The organism is Maricaulis sp. (assembly GCF_048269565.1).
Taxonomy (GTDB): domain Bacteria; phylum Pseudomonadota; class Alphaproteobacteria; order Caulobacterales; family Maricaulaceae; genus Maricaulis.
On record NZ_JBLXIK010000001.1, the window covers coordinates 367,307 to 385,665 of the forward strand.

Annotated in this window: 20 protein-coding genes; 7 read left to right on the forward strand and 13 right to left on the reverse strand. The window is 63.1% G+C overall.

Annotated elements, in window-relative coordinates; genetic code table 11:
• The first annotated feature begins 66 nt into the window (after positions 1–66).
• The 5 genes from ACN0YL_RS01810 to ACN0YL_RS01830 all read left to right on the forward strand — a co-directional run bounded on the left by ACN0YL_RS01810 (position 67) and on the right by ACN0YL_RS01830 (position 2,805).
• A complete protein-coding gene (locus ACN0YL_RS01810) occupies positions 67–465 on the forward strand; it encodes a lysozyme inhibitor LprI family protein (RefSeq protein ID WP_417490747.1) in 399 nt (132 codons plus the stop codon).
• A 1-nt stretch (position 466) separates the two neighbouring features.
• Positions 467–1,108 carry a glutathione S-transferase family protein gene (locus ACN0YL_RS01815; RefSeq protein ID WP_417490748.1) on the forward strand — a complete coding sequence of 214 codons (642 nt, stop codon included), beginning with the start codon at positions 467–469 and terminating at the stop codon, positions 1,106–1,108.
• Positions 1,109–1,129: 21 nt separating this feature from the next.
• On the forward strand, positions 1,130–1,657 hold the full coding sequence (locus tag ACN0YL_RS01820) for an adenine phosphoribosyltransferase (RefSeq protein WP_417490848.1): 528 nt from the start codon (positions 1,130–1,132) through the stop codon (positions 1,655–1,657).
• 40 nt (positions 1,658–1,697) lie between these two features.
• A complete protein-coding gene (locus ACN0YL_RS01825) occupies positions 1,698–2,048 on the forward strand; it encodes an antibiotic biosynthesis monooxygenase family protein (RefSeq protein WP_417490849.1) in 351 nt (116 codons plus the stop codon).
• Positions 2,049–2,145: 97 nt separating this feature from the next.
• A complete protein-coding gene (locus tag ACN0YL_RS01830; protein ID WP_417496820.1) occupies positions 2,146–2,805 on the forward strand; it encodes a hypothetical protein in 660 nt (219 codons plus the stop codon).
• A 55-nt stretch (positions 2,806–2,860) separates the two neighbouring features.
• Here ACN0YL_RS01830 and ACN0YL_RS01835 read toward each other — a convergent pair whose 3' ends face one another.
• The gene (locus ACN0YL_RS01835; RefSeq protein ID WP_417496821.1) at positions 2,861–4,345 is read right to left on the reverse strand and encodes a S10 family peptidase; all 1,485 of its coding nucleotides are present in this window, start codon (positions 4,343–4,345) and stop codon (positions 2,861–2,863) included.
• Between the two features lie 78 nt (positions 4,346–4,423).
• Positions 4,424–5,200, reverse strand: coding sequence for a hypothetical protein (locus tag ACN0YL_RS01840; RefSeq protein WP_417496822.1), 777 nt, complete (start codon positions 5,198–5,200; stop codon positions 4,424–4,426).
• Positions 5,201–5,278: 78 nt separating this feature from the next.
• On the opposite strand from ACN0YL_RS01840, the gene ACN0YL_RS01845 reads away from it, so the two are divergent.
• The gene (locus ACN0YL_RS01845; RefSeq protein WP_417496823.1) at positions 5,279–6,223 is read left to right on the forward strand and encodes a 23S rRNA (adenine(2030)-N(6))-methyltransferase RlmJ; all 945 of its coding nucleotides are present in this window, start codon (positions 5,279–5,281) and stop codon (positions 6,221–6,223) included.
• Positions 6,224–6,296: 73 nt separating this feature from the next.
• Here the strand turns inward: ACN0YL_RS01845 and ACN0YL_RS01850 are convergent, their stop codons facing one another.
• Complete coding sequence (locus ACN0YL_RS01850; protein WP_417490753.1) at positions 6,297–6,824, reverse strand: GNAT family N-acetyltransferase; 528 nt, start codon at positions 6,822–6,824, stop codon at positions 6,297–6,299.
• Positions 6,825–6,936: 112 nt separating this feature from the next.
• Here ACN0YL_RS01850 and ACN0YL_RS01855 point away from each other — a divergent pair, with 112 nt between their 5' ends.
• Positions 6,937–7,845 carry a PhzF family phenazine biosynthesis protein gene (locus tag ACN0YL_RS01855; protein WP_417490754.1) on the forward strand — a complete coding sequence of 303 codons (909 nt, stop codon included), beginning with the start codon at positions 6,937–6,939 and terminating at the stop codon, positions 7,843–7,845.
• 10 nt (positions 7,846–7,855) lie between these two features.
• Here ACN0YL_RS01855 and ACN0YL_RS01860 read toward each other — a convergent pair whose 3' ends face one another.
• From ACN0YL_RS01860 to pth, 10 genes are all read right to left on the reverse strand, one after another.
• Positions 7,856–9,340: an esterase/lipase family protein gene (locus ACN0YL_RS01860; protein WP_417496824.1), complete on the reverse strand. Its 1,485-nt coding sequence runs from the start codon at positions 9,338–9,340 to the stop codon at positions 7,856–7,858.
• A 76-nt stretch (positions 9,341–9,416) separates the two neighbouring features.
• Positions 9,417–10,295 carry an enoyl-CoA hydratase-related protein gene (locus tag ACN0YL_RS01865; RefSeq protein ID WP_417496825.1) on the reverse strand — a complete coding sequence of 293 codons (879 nt, stop codon included), beginning with the start codon at positions 10,293–10,295 and terminating at the stop codon, positions 9,417–9,419.
• A gap of 64 nt (positions 10,296–10,359) precedes the next feature.
• Positions 10,360–11,619: a multidrug effflux MFS transporter gene (locus ACN0YL_RS01870; protein WP_417496826.1), complete on the reverse strand. Its 1,260-nt coding sequence runs from the start codon at positions 11,617–11,619 to the stop codon at positions 10,360–10,362.
• An 88-nt stretch (positions 11,620–11,707) separates the two neighbouring features.
• Positions 11,708–12,145: a group III truncated hemoglobin gene (locus ACN0YL_RS01875; RefSeq protein WP_417496827.1), complete on the reverse strand. Its 438-nt coding sequence runs from the start codon at positions 12,143–12,145 to the stop codon at positions 11,708–11,710.
• 114 nt (positions 12,146–12,259) lie between these two features.
• A complete protein-coding gene (locus tag ACN0YL_RS01880; RefSeq protein WP_417496828.1) occupies positions 12,260–12,970 on the reverse strand; it encodes a DUF4197 domain-containing protein in 711 nt (236 codons plus the stop codon).
• A 65-nt stretch (positions 12,971–13,035) separates the two neighbouring features.
• Positions 13,036–13,368: a zinc ribbon domain-containing protein YjdM gene (locus ACN0YL_RS01885; RefSeq protein ID WP_417496829.1), complete on the reverse strand. Its 333-nt coding sequence runs from the start codon at positions 13,366–13,368 to the stop codon at positions 13,036–13,038.
• Positions 13,369–13,488: 120 nt separating this feature from the next.
• Positions 13,489–14,877, reverse strand: coding sequence for a hypothetical protein (locus ACN0YL_RS01890; RefSeq protein WP_417496830.1), 1,389 nt, complete (start codon positions 14,875–14,877; stop codon positions 13,489–13,491).
• 34 nt (positions 14,878–14,911) lie between these two features.
• Positions 14,912–16,456, reverse strand: a complete 1,545-nt coding sequence (locus ACN0YL_RS01895) for an MBOAT family O-acyltransferase (RefSeq protein WP_417496831.1) — start codon at positions 16,454–16,456, stop codon at positions 14,912–14,914.
• 168 nt (positions 16,457–16,624) lie between these two features.
• Positions 16,625–17,722, reverse strand: coding sequence for a redox-regulated ATPase YchF (gene ychF, locus ACN0YL_RS01900; protein WP_417490762.1), 1,098 nt, complete (start codon positions 17,720–17,722; stop codon positions 16,625–16,627).
• A gap of 37 nt (positions 17,723–17,759) precedes the next feature.
• Entirely contained in the window at positions 17,760–18,344 is a 585-nt protein-coding gene (gene pth / locus ACN0YL_RS01905) for an aminoacyl-tRNA hydrolase (RefSeq protein WP_417490763.1), read from the reverse strand.
• Positions 18,345–18,359: the final 15 nt, after the last annotated feature.

Genomic DNA, 18,359 nt, shown 5'->3' on the forward strand with positions numbered 1-18,359 from the left:
CCAACAAGCCTTTTCCCCGATCCAGCCCTCGTCCATAAAGGCGGCTGTTGTGTTCGGGAGTTTTCGATGTTGGTTCTTGTGATGTCCCTGTTTGTCCAGGGTGATATTCCTCAAATCGGGGCGCCCAATCCGCGGCCGGCGTTTGAATGCGCCGAGCATGTCACCGATGCGCGCGCGCGGCGCAGCTGCCTCAATACGCTGTTGCGCGAAGCAGAAACGCAATTGCAGGCCGCGCAGGAACAGGCGCGCGAGGAGGCGCGGGATTCCGATCTCGATTCCGGTGGCATGTTCCAGGCCGAAGCCAGTCTCGACAACGCCCAGGCCATCTGGATGCAGTATCGCGATGCCGAATGCGCCCGCCGCGGTTCACTCATGTTTGTCAGCGAGAGTTCGCGCGAGGAAATCGTCCTAGATTGCCGTATCGCGCTCGACCGGGCGCGGGCGGCGGAATTGCTGGAGCACTGATTTGGGTCGTCCCGTCCTTCATATCGGCAACAAGCAGCTTTCCAGCTGGTCGCTGCGGCCCTGGCTGGCCCTGCGCAAGGCCGGGATAGCCTTCGACGAGCACATGATCCCGCTCGACCGGCCCGAAACGCGCGCCGCCCTTGAGGCGCTGTCGCCTGGCGGCACCGTGCCCGTGCTCGAGACCGGCGGTGAGGTGATCTGGGATTCGCTGGCGATCTGCGAGTGGGCCGCAGAGCGTGCACCGCAGATCTGGCCCTCCGACCCGGGAATGCGAGCCCGCGCTCGCGCGGTGACCGCGTCCATGCACAGCGGCTTCGCCGCGCTGCGCCGCTCCTGCCCGATGGACCTGTGCCGGCCGGTGGCGCCCGTCGCGCTTGACGAGGCCACGCGCCGCGATATCGCTGCCATCCAGGCAATGTGGGCAGGCGTGCGCAGCGATGAAGGACCGTTCCTGTTTGGCCAGTGGAGCATCGCCGACGCTTTCTTCACGCCGGTTGCCGCGCGCTTTCATCACTTCGCCGTGCCGCTTGACCCTGCTGCGCAAATCTATTGCGATAGCCTGCTCGCCGATGCCGACTATCGCGACTGGATCGAGGCCGCCCGGCGCGAAAACCTGGTGCCGCCCGGCCATCAACACGCCTGACCCTTGAGGGGAAACGACTTGATCGATCTCAAAGCCGCCATTCGCACCATTCCGGATTATCCCAAGCCGGGGATCATGTTCCGCGATGTCACGACCCTGATCGGCGATGCGCGCGCCTTTCGCGTCGCCATCGACCAGATGGTCCAGCCCTGGGCCGGCGCCAAGATCGACAAGGTGGCCGGCACCGAAGCGCGCGGCTTCATCCTCGGCGGCGCCGTGGCGCACCAGCTCTCCGTCGGCTTCGTGCCGGTGCGCAAGAAGGGCAAGCTGCCCTCGCGGACCCTGTCGGAGGAATACGAGCTGGAATATGGCACCGACACGATCGAGATCCATACCGATGCCGTGCGCGAGGGCGACCGGGTGCTGCTTGTCGATGACCTGATCGCCACCGGCGGCACGGCCGAGGCCTCGATCCGGCTGTTGCGCCGCGCGGGTGCCACCGTGGTCGGTGCCACCTTCATCATCGACCTTCCTGAACTGGGCGGGGCCAAACGCATCGAGGCGCTTGGTGTGCCGGTTTCGGCCCTGGTGTCCTACGAGGGGCATTGAGGCCGGGCCATGTTAAACCGGAAGGGCTGATCCCGTGACGATACCATCCGACCGCTTTTCCAAAACGCCCGAGCCGCCCTATTACGCGGTTATCTTCACCAACCTGCTGGCTGACAATGATAACGGATATGGCGCCATGGCCGATGCGATGCATGCGCTCGCCCTTGAGCAACCCGGTTGTCTCGGTGCAGAAAGCGCCCGCGATGCGGACAGGCTGGGGATTACGGTGTCCTATTGGCGCGACGAGGACAGCATCGCGGCCTGGAAGGGTCTCGCCCGGCATCTGGTTGCCCAGAAAATGGGGATTGATCGCTGGTATACACACTATGAATTGCGGGTGGCGAAGGTGGAACGCGCCTATTCGGGCCCTGAAGGGCGCACTGTTGACTGACGTCCCCCGCGTCTGCGGCACGGCCAGCGAGAAATCACTTCCGTCGCGCAAGCGCTGACTGCTAGCATCCCCGCAATTCAAACGGGGGAGTGCCATCATGTTCATCGGTCATTACGCGCCGGCCTTCATCGGCAAGCGCATCGCGAAAACCGTTCCGCTCTGGGTCCTGTTCGCGGCTGTGCAGCTGGTCGATATCGCCTGGGGCGTCTTTATCGCGACGGGCGTTGAACATGTCCGTATCATCGAGGGCTTCACCGCATCGAACAGTCTCGATCTCTATGACATGCCCTGGACGCACAGCCTGGTCATGGCGCTGGTCTGGTCGCTCGGCGCCGGTCTGGTCTGGGCGGCGCTTGCCCGTCGCGACAAGACGCTCGGCGGTATCGTCGTCGGTGCGGCGGTGTTCTCGCACTGGCTGACCGATCTGATCGTGCATGTGCCGGATCTGCTCCTCTACCCCGGCTCGGATATCAAGTTCGGTTTCGGGCTATGGAATAATTTCCCCGTCGCCATGGGGCTGGAGCTGACGATTTTTCTCGGCTCGATGGCGATCTATCTGACCGGCACGCGCGCCAGGGGCGGCTTTGGCCGGGTCTGGCCCTTCATCGCCACGGCGCTGTTGCTGGGCCTGTTCTATCTTGGCATGACCACACCGCCGCCGGACGATATCGCTGTCGCCGGATACTCGGCCGTCGTGATGTATGGCGTGATCTGCGCCATTGCCGCAGGCTTTGATCTGACCCGCGAGGCCAAATAGCAAAGGCCGCCCCGACTGATGTGTCGGAGCGGCCTTTGGGTTTTCGGCGCGATGCCTAGCGATTGGTGATCAGTTCGCGGATATCGGTGGTGAAATCAACCAGCGAGGGCTGGTGGATATACATCATGTGCCCGGCTTCATAATATTTGAAGTGAACCCGGTCCTGATCAAAGCCAGGCTGGTTGAACATCAGCTCGGCCGCGAAGAAGGGCGTCGCCAGGTCGTAATGACCCTGGGCGACGAGCACTTGCAGATCGGAATTCTGCCGCATCGCCCGCGAGATCCACGGCGCGACATTGATGTAGCTGTTGCCGCCCGACTGGCCGACATCCCAGTTCCAGCTGCGGACGCTGCCGATCGAGGAATAATACTCGGTGATATCGACGCCGAGCGTGCGCGAGAAATAGTCCAGCATCGAGGCGGTATAGCTTCCGTCAATGCCGTAGAAGCTGGGGTCCTGCTCCGGGCTGTCGCCGACACCGTCGACTTCGTCGCCGGTATAGCGGCTGTCGAGACGGCCGACGGAGAGGCCCTGGTCGCGCAGCAATTCGCGTTGGAAGCGACGCAGCGAGACTCGCATATTGGCGCGCTGGAGAAAGCTCTCCGACAGGCCGGTGAATTGCGACAATTCGTGCACGACACGCGCCTGGCGCTCGGCGGGCAGGGAGACCCCGTGCATCAGGGCGGGCATGTATTCCTCGATCGCGAAGGTGCGGGCGGCATCGAGGAAAGCATCGATATCATTGTCCCAGGCCGAGCGGTCGACGCGGCCATGATACCAGGCCGTGGCAGCAAAGCCGGGCATCAGGCCGACAAAACCGACATCATTGCCGTCGGAGGTGTCGTCGAAGCGGAAATCGAGCACGGTGGAGATCAGTGCGACGCCATTGATCGAGACATCGGTGAAACCGCCCTCGAGCTGGTTGAGCAGGGCGCCGATGCGCAAGGTGCCATAGCTTTCGCCGAGCAGGAATTTCGGCGAATTCCACCGCTGGTGCTCGCTCAGCCACATGCGCATGAAGGCGGCCAGGCTTTCGGCATCCTCGTCGACACCCCAGAATTCGCTGCCCTCATGCTCACCCAACGGGCGGCTCCAGCCGGTGCCAACCGGATCGACAAACACCAGATCGGCGACATCGAGGATGGAGTAGGTGTTTTCGACAATGTCATAGGGCGCGGCGCCATCGTCCTGGACGTCGGGAAGCACCAAGCGTTGCGGCCCGAACACGCCCATGTGCAGCCACAGGCTGGCCGAGCCGGGGCCGCCATTGAAGACGAAGGCGACCGGGCGCGTGCGCGGGTCAGTGGTGCCGTCGGCGATATAGGCGGTCGAGAAGATGGAGGCGGTCGGATTGCCATCCGCATCGCGCAGATAGGTCTCGCCGGCGGTCGCCGTATAGCGCACCCGTTGGCCGTTGACGGTCACCTGACCGCGGGTTTCGTAACTGCGTGCCTCGGGCGTGTTTGCTGCATCGTCGGCGGCCAGGACCGGAGCGGACAGGCAGGCCAGACTCAGTGCGGCGGCCAGGATCTTGATCATGTAACTTCCCCTGAATGGTTCGCCCCAAGTCTAGGCCGCACCGGCATGGAGGGAAAGTTACCGATTGTACGGACGCAGCTAGCGTTTCTTCTCCACCAGCAGGGTTTTGGGGCGGCGCTCGCGGGCGGTGGCGAACAGCTGGAAGCTCTGATTGACGTAATTGGTCACATCGGTGAGCGAGGCGATGAAGCTGAGCAGTTCCGGCGTGCGCTCGGCCTCGACCAGCCGCACCGGTGCGGATGGATCGGGCGTCTCGAAGCGGACGTAGAAAAGCGGCTCCCCGCGCTTCAGGATCAGGTCCTTGGACAGGTCATGCCATTCAAACGCCCACATATGCTGGCGCGGCCAGACATCGATCGGGAAACGGCCGCACAGCATGACCCCGGGCCGCTGGACCGGCATGTAGTGCAGGAAGGGCGGGAACTGGTTCACATAGACCGGATCGTCCGAGACGAAGACGAAGGGGGTGGCGATCTGCAGCATCGGCCGGCTGGGGTGGCGCCACTCATTCTGTGGCGACAGGGCGAGGATCTGCTGCAGCCCGGCCGGGCGGGTCGAGGCCATCGGACCATCAACATTGGTCAGCGTCAGCTGGCCCTGGGCGTTGGGCTGCATGCGCAGGTGTAGATCGATCGGGGAATTGATCACGAAATGGCGCCGGTCGAACTCGACGGCGGCCGGGCAGACGGTGGCCGATTTCGAGGTGGTCGGCTTGGGCACGTCGAAACTGACCGGCTTGGGCGCGTCCCAGATCAGGCTCGCCTTTTCGTCCTTGAACAGCCAGCCGATCTTGTAGCGGCGCCGGGTGTCGAATGCGGCATCGGCCTGCATTTGCCGGTAGAGCTTCACGAACATCCGGTTTTACCCCTTCTGGAACAGGCGCCCAGCCTAGGCGAAGCCTCACGCTGAATCGACCGCGAATTCAGTCTGGCCATGCGGCAGCCGATGATGGAATTGCGGCGGCGTCCGCGCTATAGCCCGGCCATGAATTATCGTCACGCCTTCCACGCCGGAAATTTCGCCGATGTCGTCAAGCACGCCATCCTCGCACTTTGCCTCGAGCATCTCGGGGCCAAGGACAAACCCTATCGGGTGATCGATACCCATGCCGGGATCGGCGCCTATGACCTCACCTCCGACGAGGCGCGGCGCAGCCCGGAATGGGTCGAGGGGATCGGCCGCATTCTCGGTGCCGACATGCCTGATGATGTCGCCGCCGCGCTCAAGCCCTATCTCGACCTGCTGGCCGAGATGAATCCCGGCGCCCTGACCGAATATCCCGGCTCGCCGGAAATCGCCGCCCGGATCGCGCGGCCGATGGATCGCATCCAGCTGTGCGAATTGCACGAGGCCGATGCGCGCACGCTCGAGCGCCGCTATGCCCGCGATGGCCGCGTCAAGGTCGAGCATCGCGATGGCTACAAGGCGCTGACCGGTCTGGTGCCGCCAAAGGAAAAGCGCGGCCTGGTGCTGATCGATCCGCCATTCGAGGATCGCGACGAGCTGGCTCACATGGCCGAGGCGGTGATGCCGGCGTTGAAGAAATGGCCGACGGGCACCTATATCTTCTGGCGCTCGCTGAAGAATCTCTGGGCCGCTGACCGGTTCGACAATGGCCTCACCGAGTGGCTGATCACCGAACAGGGGTTCGAACCGGAGAAAATCCTGCGCGCCGACCTGTGGATCCGCGATCTCGCCAGTGAGGGCAAGCTGGCCGGTGCCGGTGTCATCGTGATCAATCCGCCCTGGCAGCTGGAGGAGAAACTCCTCGCCCTCATGCCCTGGCTCGCCGAGACCCTGGCCCAGGGCGATGGCTATGGCTGGCGCGTTGATGGCGCATTGACCGAGGAAGATGTCGAAGAGGCGGACGAGGGCTAGTCTGCAAGCGCCCCGAGGGGGGCGCACACTGATGTCGGCCAGACGCCCTGCCACTCGGATTGCGGCTATTCAGTTAGCTCAGCCGGCAGCGCATGAAGCGCCAATCATGATGCAGCGCTTCCGGCACCTCGGCCCCGGGGTAGGGCGGGACATCGAAGAATCCCGCCGCTTCATACAGGCGATGAGCCGAGGTCATGAATGGGCCCGTGTCCAGCACCAGCTCCCGGTAGCCGAAGGCGCGAGCGTCCTGCACGAGCCGATCCAGGACCTTCGCCCCCACGCCGCCGCCCCGGGCAGCTTCGGAGACATAGATGCGTTTGATCTCAGCCACGCCTTCGCTCACCTGGCGCAGCCCTCCCATGCCGACAGCGGTATCGCCGTCCAGAGCAAGGTAGAAGACGCCGGTCGGCGGAGTGCCCGCGCAAAGCTTGTCCAACGCGCCATCGACATAGGCCGGGATGGTCGTGCCCAGCAGCCCTGCCAGCGACAGCGCGAACCGTTTTTCCACCTCCGCAGCAGCCCAGTCGAGATAGGCGACATTGAAGCGTGTGAGCACGTCTCGATGGCGTCCCAGATCGACTTGCTCGAACGTCAGATTCATTGGCATTCCCCCCGGGTATCCTGCCGGAAGAATGTACTCACTGACCAAGGGTCGCTACAAGGCGGTATTCCATTTATGAATTCCCGACCTGGTCAGCTCGGAAAGATCAATCATGCCGCATCCCTATCTCATTCTCGATGTCTTCACCGACCAGGCCTATTCGGGCAATCCGCTTGCCGTGGTGCTTGAGGCGGATGATCTCGACGAGGTCGCGATGCAGGTGATTGCGGCTGAATTTAACCTGTCGGAGACCGTCTTCATCACCGAGCCGAAGGGCCAGGAGGCCGATTACGGCCTGCGCATCTTCACGCCGAAAACCGAATTGCCCTTCGCCGGGCACCCCACCGTCGGCGCCGCTGTTGCGCTGGCGCTGCAGGCCGGCGGCGAGCCGGGCAAGCGCCGGCGCTACGTGCTCGAAGAAACCGTTGGAGATGTCACCACCGATGCCCGCTATGCCAGTCCGGTCCAGGGCTCGGCGCGCTTCTTCGCACCCAAGCTTCCTGAATATCTGGGGGAATTGCCCGAGCTGGAAGCGATCGTCGAGGCGCTCGGTCTCAAGGCCGGTGACTATCTGCAGACCCCGGTGCAGGGCGGCATCTGGTCGGCCGGCGTGCCCTACGCCATCGTGCCGGTGCGCTTTGCCGAGAGCATGGCCGATATCCGTCTCAACACGGTGTCTTTCGACGAGGCCTTCGGCGGCGGCGCGGAGCCGGTGGCGGCATTCGTGGTCGCCAAAGCCTCATCGACCGAGCACACCACCGATTGGCGCGCCCGCATGTTCGCGCCCAATCTCGGCCTGATGGAAGACCCGGCGACCGGTAGCGCGGCGGCGGCCTTTGCCGGTCTGATCGCGGAGCAGGGCGGTCTGGGTGATGGCGATCATTCTGTCAGTATCTATCAGGGCCTGGAGATGGGCCGGCCGAGCCATATCCGCCTGCTGCTGCGCATCGAAAGCGGCAAGCTGACCGAGTTGATGATTGGCGGCGAGGCCGTGAAAGTGGCCGAGGGCACGCTGCTCTAGCTGAGCGGCGCTAATCCAGCGGCCTGACGGTGAAGACGTCATCATCGAGGACGCGCGGAATGATCACGCGCATGAAATGCGTTGCATAGCGCCGGAGGAAGCGATCGGCGCCGCCGGGATCGCTTGAGGATTGCGCCCGCAACCGGATCAGCCCGGTGCCTTCGCGGGAATTGGCTGAGAAATAGGCGATCTTGTCTCCCGGCGACACGGCGGTGATCGCGGCGGCCAGAACCGGCTCATAGGCCTTTGTCAGCGTCTTGCGCAGAAAGCCCTCGCTCTGCATCAGGGCGCGGCGGTCGAGGTGCAGCACGCGCCGCTCGCCATTGCGGCGATTGCGATGCACCGATTTGAGCAGATTGTTGTGGGCATCGATCTCGATGCGGGTGATCGCCTTGCCGGCGCTGACTCGATTGCGGCCCGACACGCGCGGCGCCGTCAGCCAGAGTTGATAGTCCTGCACGGGCAGGCCGCTGTCATCCACCGCCTCGACAACGATCTGGTAGAATTCATTGAACCGGTCCTTGCTGGCGCTGGCGCGCCCGAGAATACGCGCCCGCAGGGCATCGGCCTCCTCGCCATCCTGTGCCAGTTGCCGCGTCTCATTGCACACCGCCAGCCACTCATCGGCGATGCGGCCATAGCCGGCAGCATCCTCGACCGCGAGTGCATCGAGAATGAGCCGCGCCAGCCGCCCGGCCGTTGCCGGGTCTTTCGAACTGCTGCGCTTGGCGGCGGGGCGCAGGACGGTGAGGTGATGCCGGTCAGGCAGGACCGCGAACGGCGTCGCATCGGGCCCGCGCCGCGTCCATTTGGTCAGCCGTGGTTCGGTGAGGCTGCCCTGGCTGAAATCGACCGTCATGCCCTGCGGGTCGATATTGGCGCTGGCGATGCGGACTGTGCCGTCCCAGGCCTCCTGGTCGAGGATCTGCGTGCCGGGGATCTGGGCCGCGCCGACAATGACAAAGGGGCGTGTGCCTGTGGCCGAGAACGGGCTGGCGGTGTCGCCATCGGGCGACAGCCGGTCGACCAGGGCAATGTCCTGCTGCAGGCATGAGCCGAGTTCGAGCGCGTGCAGGAATTCGGTGCCGGTCTGGAAACCGCGCTTCCAGCCCTTGATGATCCGGGTCAGCATCGAGCGTCCCAGTGTCGCGAGCGGCGAGCCGAAATTGGCCGGTGCCAGCATCAGCAGATTGTCGACCGGCGCCCCGCCTTGCGGATAGGTGTCCGCCAGCCAGCGCCGGGCGACCAGGGCTCCGGTGGAATGAACGATCAGGTGAAAGCGCGGCGGCAAGCGTCCATCGCCCTGCATTTCGGTGATCACTGCCTGCATCCGCCGCGCGGAGTCGGCGACATGGACATCGTCAGCCATGGACGGGTAGCCGCCGAGGAAAAGGTCGGCGGTCTGATAGCCGTGACCGGTCAGGAAATGCCCGACCTCGGCCATGGATTTGTCGGGCGCACTCCACCCGTGGATCAGCAACACATGACCTGGCATGGCGAAACCTCACAGCGAATGAGGTCGCCATCCTATCACACCTTCAGGGTGTCCGGGACAAATTCAAACGCAGAGGCTAGTAATCATCCTCGGCGCTGTCCCACCACGGGTGCCAGTCGGGCAGGTCGGTCGAGACCCTGAGCGGGAAATCGGGGGCGCGTTTCTCGAGGAAGGACATCACGCCTTCCATAGCGTCCGGCCCGGTTCCGGCCTGCAAGATGCCCTGGGTTTCGACCCGGTGCGCATCCATTGGATGACCGGCGCCCAGCATGCGCCAGGCCATGCGGCGCATCAGCGTCACCGAAACCGGCGCGCAGCGTTCGACGATCTCGCGGGCGCGCTTGCGCGCTTCCGGCATCAGATCGACGGCCGGGACAACGCGCGCCACCAGACCGGATTCGAAGGCCTCGGCCGCGGTGAAGGTGCGACCGGTCAGGCCCCAGTCCATCGCGGTGGAAATTCCGACCACGCGCGGCAGGAACCAGCTGGCGCAACCGTCCCAGACAATGCCGCGGCGCGCGAAGGGGTAGGCGAATTTGGCCTCGATCGAGGCGAGGCGGATATCCATCGGCAGGATCATCGTTGCCCCGATCCCGACGGCTGCGCCATTGATGGCGCCGATCACCGGTTTGAGACTGTCCCAGATGCGCAGGTTGAGCTTGCCGCCGGCATCGCGCCATTTCGGATCGGAACTGTCGAACTCGCCGCTGTCCTGCGACTGTCCGATCAGATCGAACGTCTCGGCGCCCATCGACAGGTCGGCGCCGGCGCAGAAGGCCGGTGGCTCACCGGCCACGATCACGGCGCGGACCTCGTCATCCCCGTCGCTGGCGTCGAAGGCGGCGATCAGTTCATCGCCCATCTCATAGGTGAAGGCGTTGAGCCGGTGCGGCCGGTTCAGCGTGATGGTCGCGACGTGGTCTTCAACGGCGTAGCTGATGGTATTGTATGTCATGTGGCCGGGTCCCCCGTCTCAAACCTGGGGTCACGCTATCAGACGTGCGGCGCGCTGCCACCTGTCATGCAGGCGTATCGCTCCCGGCCTCGTCCTCGATGGCGTTGGCAAACAGCCGCCCCCGCTCGGTGACCAGCACAACGAGTATGGTCAGCCCACCCATCACCGCCTGACCTGTCACCAGTGGCACAGGCGTGCCGTCATAGAGCTGGCCGATATAGGCACCGGCGAGCGCCGCAAGAACTCCGGTCATGAAGCCATAGGCGGCCGAGGCGGTGCCGGCGATATGGCCGACGGGCTCCATCGCCAGGGCACTGAAATTGGCGCCGATCAGGCCGAGCAATGCCATTGCTGCGGCCAGCATCACCATGAAGACGAGAAGATTGTCGACGCCGGCCATCAACATTGCCGCATGGGCAGCGCTGATCGCGGTGAAGGCGATCAGGGCCCAGTGGGACAGGCGGCGCTGGCCCAGCCGCATCACCAGACGGGAATTGGCATAGCTGGTCACGCCCATGCCCAAGGCGATGGCCGCAAAGGCGAGGGGGAAACGGTCACCGAGCTGGAAATGCTCGGCAAAGATCTGTTCCGACGATCCCAGAAAGGCGTAGAGGCCGCTGAAGAACGCAGCCCCGGCCAGGGTGTAGCCCAGGGTCAGGCGCGTCGTCATGGCTTCGGCAAAGGCGTGGATCGACGTGCCCCAGCCGAGCTTCTGGCGAAATTCCGGGTGCAGGGTCTCGGGCATGCGGAAATACAGCCAGACCATCAGACCCAGGGCGAAGACGACCAGAAATCCGAAAATGCCCTGCCACGGCGCGATGAACAGGATCAGCTGCCCCAGGCTCGGGGCCAGCACCGGCACGGCCATGAACACCGTCATCACCATCGACATGACTTCGGCCATGCGGCGGCCGGAGGTGAGGTCACGGGCAATCGCGGTTGCGATAACGCGGCAGGCTGCCGCTGCAGCGCCCTGGAAGACGCGCGCGACCAGCAGCATGTCAAAGCTCTGCGATGCCATGCAGACCAGGCTGGTGACCAGGAACAGGCCCAGCGCGCCGAGGATGACCGGCTTGCGGCCATAGGCGTCCGACAGCGGGCCATAGATCAGTTGTGCACCGCCAAAGCCGAGCAGATAGGCGGTGATGACATATTGGCGGTCATTGGTGTGGTCGGTGCCGAGATCGGCGGCGATATCATCGAGCGCCGGCAGCATCATGTCGATCGCCAGCGCGACCACAGCCGTCATCGCGACCAGCAGCGCCACAAGCTCGCCCAGCTTCATCGACGCGGGTGCGGGCCCCGGATGGACCGTCTCTTTCATCGGAGCCCCCTCAACATCGCGTGCGCCCGGACGGCACACATGCGCAAGGATGCCCGATGTTGCAAGGCACAAACTGCGCTGCGGCGGCTCAGCCCTGTTTTGGATTGTAGAAGATATTCAGCTGGAAGCTCTGCGCGATCCTGTGGGCGCGGTCCATGAAATGCGCCTGCGCTGCCTCGCTGGCACCGATCTCGCCGAGGGTCTGTTCAAACAGCGCCAGCCAGGTCTCGAAATGCTGCGGCGTCAGCCCGGTCAGTTTCATGTGCGCCGGCATCGGCCGGCCGGAATAGCTGCCATCATGCAGCATGATCGATGACCAGAAGCGTTTCAGCTTTGCCAGGTGCTCGTCCCAGCCATCGCCGATCTCGCCGTCAAAGATCGGGCCGAGCACGGCATCGGCGCGGACATGGGCGTAGAAGCCATCGACCAGGCGGGAGATCAGCGCTGCATCAATCCCCATGGCGGACGCAGCACTACGCGCGGCCTCGCGCGCCTCGGTGGCGCGGATCGGATTGGGGGTGCTCATGCCGGATACTCCAGGGACAGGTGAGGAGAGGCTAGGCGGCACGGCCGTGCGCGGCAAGCGCGCCGGGCGCGGCCTGGTGTCGCGTCATCCGGGCTGTTCAGGCCCCCTGCTTGCCTAGCCAAACACACGCCGCAGGATGTCGCTGCCGCGTTGCACCGGATCCTGGCGGATGGCGCGCTCTTCCTGGCCGATATAGTGGAAGACGCCATCGATGGCGCGGCCCACGGCATGATCGGTGACCGTGTCCCGCAGCGAGCCGGTGGCGCTGCGATTGCCGAACAGGCCGCCCAGCAGGCTCTGGCCGCGCGAAATCTGGGGCTCGACCGCGTCGACGGCACGATAGGCGCCCGATCCGGTCAGGCCGTCCTCCATCGAGGGCCGCAACAGGGTGGTGAGGCGGTTCTCGCTGCGGCCGCGCAGATAATCGGTCGCTGCGGTGTCACCGCCGCGCACGATCGAGACGGCATCGTTGACGCTGATCGATTGCACGGCATCGGTGAAAATGCGCCCGGCTGCGGGCATCGCCGCCTCGGCGGAACGATTGATACGCAATTCCAGATCATCGACCGGACCCGACATGCCAACGCGGCTGAGCTGGCTCTGCAGGCTGGCGAGCTGGCGCGGCAGCGGGATGTGAACCGCCGGATCGCCGAAAAAGCCATCGGCCTGGCCCAGGCGCTGGGTGGCCAGGCGCGACGCTGTCTCCAGCGCAGCGCGAATGCCCGAGCGGGCATCGGTCTGGCTCAACCGGCCAAAATTCTGGGCCAGGGCCGCCGGAGCGATGGTGAGGGCAAGGGTGGAAATGATGAATTGGCGTCGCAGCATGACAGTCCTCCAGCGATTATCGTCGCGCCCTTCGCCTGAACCGGGCTTGAACGGCGCGCGGTCCGTCAGGCCTTCTTGACGAATTCCGACTTCAGCTGAATCGCGCCGACGCCGTCAATGCGGCAATCGATATCATGATCGCCTTCGACCAGGCGGATATTCTTGACCTTGGTGCCGACCTTCACCACCAGGGACGAACCCTTGACCTTGAGGTCCTTGATCACGGTGACCGTATCGCCATCGACCAGTTCGGCCCCGTTGGCATCACGCCAGACCGGCCCGCTCTCGGCCGCAGCCTCCGCCGACCACTCATGCGCACACTCCGGACAGATCAGCAGCGGGCCATCCTCATAAGTGTAGACACAGGCGCATTTCGGGCAGGGGGGCAATTCGGACATGACAGGCTCCGGCGGCAGGATTTGAACGCCAGCGGCTTAGGCGCTTTGCGCCGGTTTGTCGATGCGCCGGGGTGGAGCCGGTCAGAACGGGGTGCAGGTTCGGCGCGGCTTGCTTGCGGGTCAGTCGCAACGGGTTTCGCGGTAGAGCTGGTTGAACGACATGCTGGCATCGTTTGTCTGCGAACTCCAACGGTCTGCCGCGAACTCCACGTGAACAAGTTCGTTGTTGCTGACAGGCAGGTCTACACGATCACTCCATGCCCTTGTGACGCCACTTTCTAGCAGCTCATTGAACTCATGGGTCAATGTTTGTTCACCGTTGATCAGCACCGAGATGGTGGCGCCCTGCACATCGGCGCGGACCTGGAAAAATAGCGCGGACGAGCAACCGACGGGCGTGACCACATCGAAGTCCGGCCCCCGATAGGAGGCCGAGCGACGCAGCTGTGCGGAGCCACCCGGCCGGTAGCGGATCTGAGTGAAGGAGTCTTCTTGCGCAAATCCTGCCATGCTGCCGAAGGAATTAGACCAGGCGCGCTGCTCATCCATTTTGGCGGCGGTGCAGGTTTCGCCCTCTACCGTCATGGCATCGAAATCGACGGTATCACACAGCATCAGCGCGAGCCGGGCTGTCGCGACTCGCCGGCCTGAGGCGCCAGTATGGTAACGGGAATCGAGCATCATTTCTGCCGGAATCCGATTGTCATTGAACAGGAAATGGTATTCCAGCCCCAACGCTTCCAATTCAGATGCGAGCCCCCGGATTCCGTCGTCGGACAGCGAAGCAAACTCATGCAGCGGTGGCTGGGTGAGGATAAGCTGAACGCCCCGGCTGTTGAGATCGTCACGCAGTGCCGTCAGATAGCGTGCTGTCTGTGGCGATACGTAGAGGCGTCGATCCTCCGCCTCACGTGCGCTATCGAGGGCCTTGAGGGCCCCATTCCTTGTCGGTTCGGGGAGGTCCAGATCGCCATACGTGTTGACGCCATATCGCCAGTAGCCAGAGTTCGGCGGGGTGAACTGCTCGCCCGCCAGAAACTGGCCTGCGACCGAGAGCAGTTCCCCGACAGGGAAGACGCGGAGGTATTCGAGCTGTTCGCGCAGCGCCAGGAAACCGAAGACGTCCAGGCCCCGCTCGAAGTCAACAATGGTCGTATGTGCGGTGAGTTCAAGCCTGCTGTAGGCCTCGTATTCAAGCGGCAGGACGACCACATCGCCCGGTTCCGCATTTCGCGTCGCCAGATAGGCAAAATAGGGAACAGACAGCCCGGCATGGGAAGCCATGTTCACGACATCGACGCCCAGCGCGTCGGACAGCTGTTCGGCGCTATAGCCGAAATTGCCGCTGGAGCCGGAAATGAAGAAGAGTTTGGGCCGGTCGATCTGTGCCGCAGCCTCCTCCTTGCGGTCGAGCGACCAGCTGGTCCAGGCGCCATCGCCTCCGACCATGCGCCCCGACAGGAGCTGAACGACACCAACCGAAACGGCAGCTAGCGCCAGGATGCTCAAGAATACGGCGAGGGCGAACCGTCCGTAAGTCATCTCAGAACTGGAAGTAGATGAACTCATTGTGGGCCCCGATGCGGCTAACATAGACAATGTAGAAGAATGCCAAGCTACCAATCACAATCGCCCACCGAACGTTCAACTCGAAGGGGGGGATGTGGATCGTCAACCCGAACACTCCGGAGCGGTCCGTGGCAGCCGGAGACGGTGACGGTGTTCTGTCATCGGCGATGAAAACGTCCTGGTTGCGAAAGATCTCAACGGTGTTCGGGAGCCAGAGAGCTATGACGCCTGACAGGGCAAGGAGCTGGATGGCAAGTGGTGGCCAGTCTCCGGCCGTCTGCAGGCCCCAGGCATCCGCGCCGGCAAACATCGAGTGCAGCATGGAGCCGGCGGTATCGAAATCCGCAGCCCGGAACAGCACCCAGCCGACAATCACCACCAGCATCGTGATCAGCCAGCCGCTGCCCTGATCCATCAGCCGCCGCGCTGCGCCGGGTGCATGGCGCGTCCACAGATGACAGACCACAAGAGCGCCGCCATGCAGCGCGCCCCAGGCAATGAAGACAACCGAGGCGCCGTGCCACAGACCGCCCAGCAGCATGGTGATCATCAGGTTGAGATAGCGCCGGGCCGGGCCGCCACGATTGCCGCCCAGCGGGATGTAGAGATAATCACGCAGGAAGTTCGACAGGGTGATATGCCAGCGGCGCCAGAAGTCCACGATGCTGCTGGCCTTGTAGGGACTGAAGAAGTTTCGCGGCAATCGGATACCCACCATGAAGGCGAGCGCTGCGGCCATGTCCGAATAGCCGGAAAAGTCGAAATAGATCTGCGAGGTGTAGGCGAGTACGCCCAGCCAGGTCTCCGTCGTCGACAGCACGCTGCCGGCCGCATAGGCCTCAAACACCGGACCCACGATCTGGGAGAGGTTGTCGGCAATGATCACTTTCTTGAACAGGCCGACGCAGAACAGTGCCATGCCGACCACAAGATACTTCTTGATGTTCGGAAAGGAGTAGTTGGACCAGTCTCTGAAATTGTTCGCGAACTGGGGCATCATCGAGCTGTGGTGGACAATCGGCCCGGCGATCAATTGCGGGAAGAAGCAGACGAATATGATGTAGTCGATAAAGCGGCCCTGTCCGGTCTTGCCGGAATAGGTGTCGCACAGGAAGGCGATCTGCTGGAAGGTGAAGAATGAAATTGCCAGCGGCAGGATGATGCTGAAGGTTTGGATATCAAACCCGAACATGAAATCCAGAGATTCAATGAAGAAATTATAGTATTTGTAATATCCAAGCGCGAGAAGGTTGCCGGTTATTCCAAGTATAACGAAGAAAAGTTTGAGTTTGTGGGACTCAATCGACCGCAAGATCGCTATGTGAATGATATAATTGAATATGATCGAGAGCGAAATAATCGCCAGGTACTCGACCTTCCACCACCCATAGAAGGCCAGCGAAAACGACACAATAACAACCTTGGTCAGAAGGGCGTTCTTGAATCGGGTCGATACATAGAAGAATAGCAGGAATATCGGTACGAAAAGAAATACAAATATTGGATCTGAAAATACCATCGACTGATTCCAGACTCATCGCTAGAAGCTGGCAGTCCGGCGCCCATCATTGGTTGTGCCAGCGCCCCCGCCCCGATCTTTGGCGAAGCTACAGGCTCGCAATGAAATTGCAATCCTCGTGGTATGTTGGCCCCAGACCCCGGTCTTCGCAGCGAGGCCCGGCAGACGCTAGACGTTGAAGCGGAAGTGCATCACATCGCCGTCATGGACGACATAGTCCTTGCCTTCGGCGCGCATCTTGCCGGCTTCCTTGGCGCCGGCCTCGCCGTTGTGAGCGACGAAATCGTCGAAGGCGATGGTTTCGGCGCGGATGAAGCCCTTCTCGAAATCGCCATGGATGACGCCGGCGGCCTGCGGCGCGGTCCAGCCCTCATGGATGGTCCAGGCGCGGGCCTCTTTCGGGCCGACGGTGAAATAGGTCACCAGGTCCAGAAGTTTGTAGCCGGTGTGGATCAGCCGATCGAGCCCGGCCTCATGCAGGCCAAGCTCCTCGAGATATTCGGCGCGTTCCTCATTGGCGAGCATGGCCAGTTCGGCCTCAATGCGGGCGGAGATGACGACGGCCTCGGCGCCTTCCTCGGCGGCGCGCTTGGTGACGACGTCGGAATAGGCATTGCCGGTCGCGGCATCATCCTCGCCGACATTGGCGATGAAGAGGACGGGCTTGGTGGTCAGCAATTGCAGGCCGCGCCAGGCTTTCTCGTCATCCTTGGCGACCTTGGCGAAGCGCGCCGGGCGCCCCTCGGTCAGCTCGGCCAGGGCCAGGTCGATCAACGGGATCAGGGCCTTGGCTTCCTTGTCGCCCGACTTCGCCTTCTTCTCGAGACCCGCCTTGCGTTTCTCCAGGCTCTCAAGGTCGGCCAGCATCAGCTCGGTTTCGACGGTTTCCAGATCGGCCAGCGGATCGACCTTGCCGGCCACATGGGTGATATCGTCATCATCGAAACAGCGCAGCACATAGGCAATCGCATCTGTCTCGCGGATGGTGGCGAGGAATTTATTCCCCAGACCTTCACCCTTCGAGGCGCCTTCGACGAGGCCGGCGATATCGACGAAATTCATCTTGGCCGGCAGGATTTCCTTCGAGCCGGCGATCTCGGCCAGTTTCAGCAGGCGCGGCTCGGGCACGGCGACATCACCGACATTCGGCTCAATGGTGCAGAAGGGATAATTCGCAGCCTGGGCCGAAGCGGTTTGCGTCAGGGCGTTGAACAGGGTCGACTTGCCGACATTGGGCAGGCCGACGATACCGCATTTGAAACCCATGATGCTTGTCCTCTTGATGTGCCGGCCGGGGCCGCTCTTACGGGGCCGGAGCCTTGTGTGTCACGCGTGTCTGGAAGGCGTCGAACTCGCCCGATGCGAGCAGGTCGATGGAATCCGCGATGGCGTCAAGCAGGTCGATCAGCCAGGGCTCGTCATGCTTGTCGAAATCGGACAGGACATAATCGGTGACGCGGTTGCGGTCACCGGGATGACCGATACCGATACGGCCGCGGCGGAAGTCGGGACCGAGCTGCTGGGTGACAGATTTGATGCCGTTATTGCCGGCCGCGCCGCCGCCGGTCTTGAGCCGGAACTTGCCCGGATCAAGATCGAGCTCGTCATGGAAGACCACGACATTGTCCGGTGCAACCTTGTGGAATTTCGCGGCGGCAGCGACGCAATTGCCGGAATTATTGTAAAAGGTCTGCGGCTTGAGCAGCAGCAGCTTTTTCGGTCCGGCAGCGGTGGACACGGTCAGCTCGGCACACAGCCCCTGGAAGCGCTTGCGCCAGGGGCCGGCACTCCAGGCCGCGGCGATGACATCCATCGCCATGAAGCCGACATTGTGCCGATTGCGCAGGTATTTGGGCTCGGGATTGCCGAGCCCTGCCAGGATCATCATCGTCGGCCGCCCTCA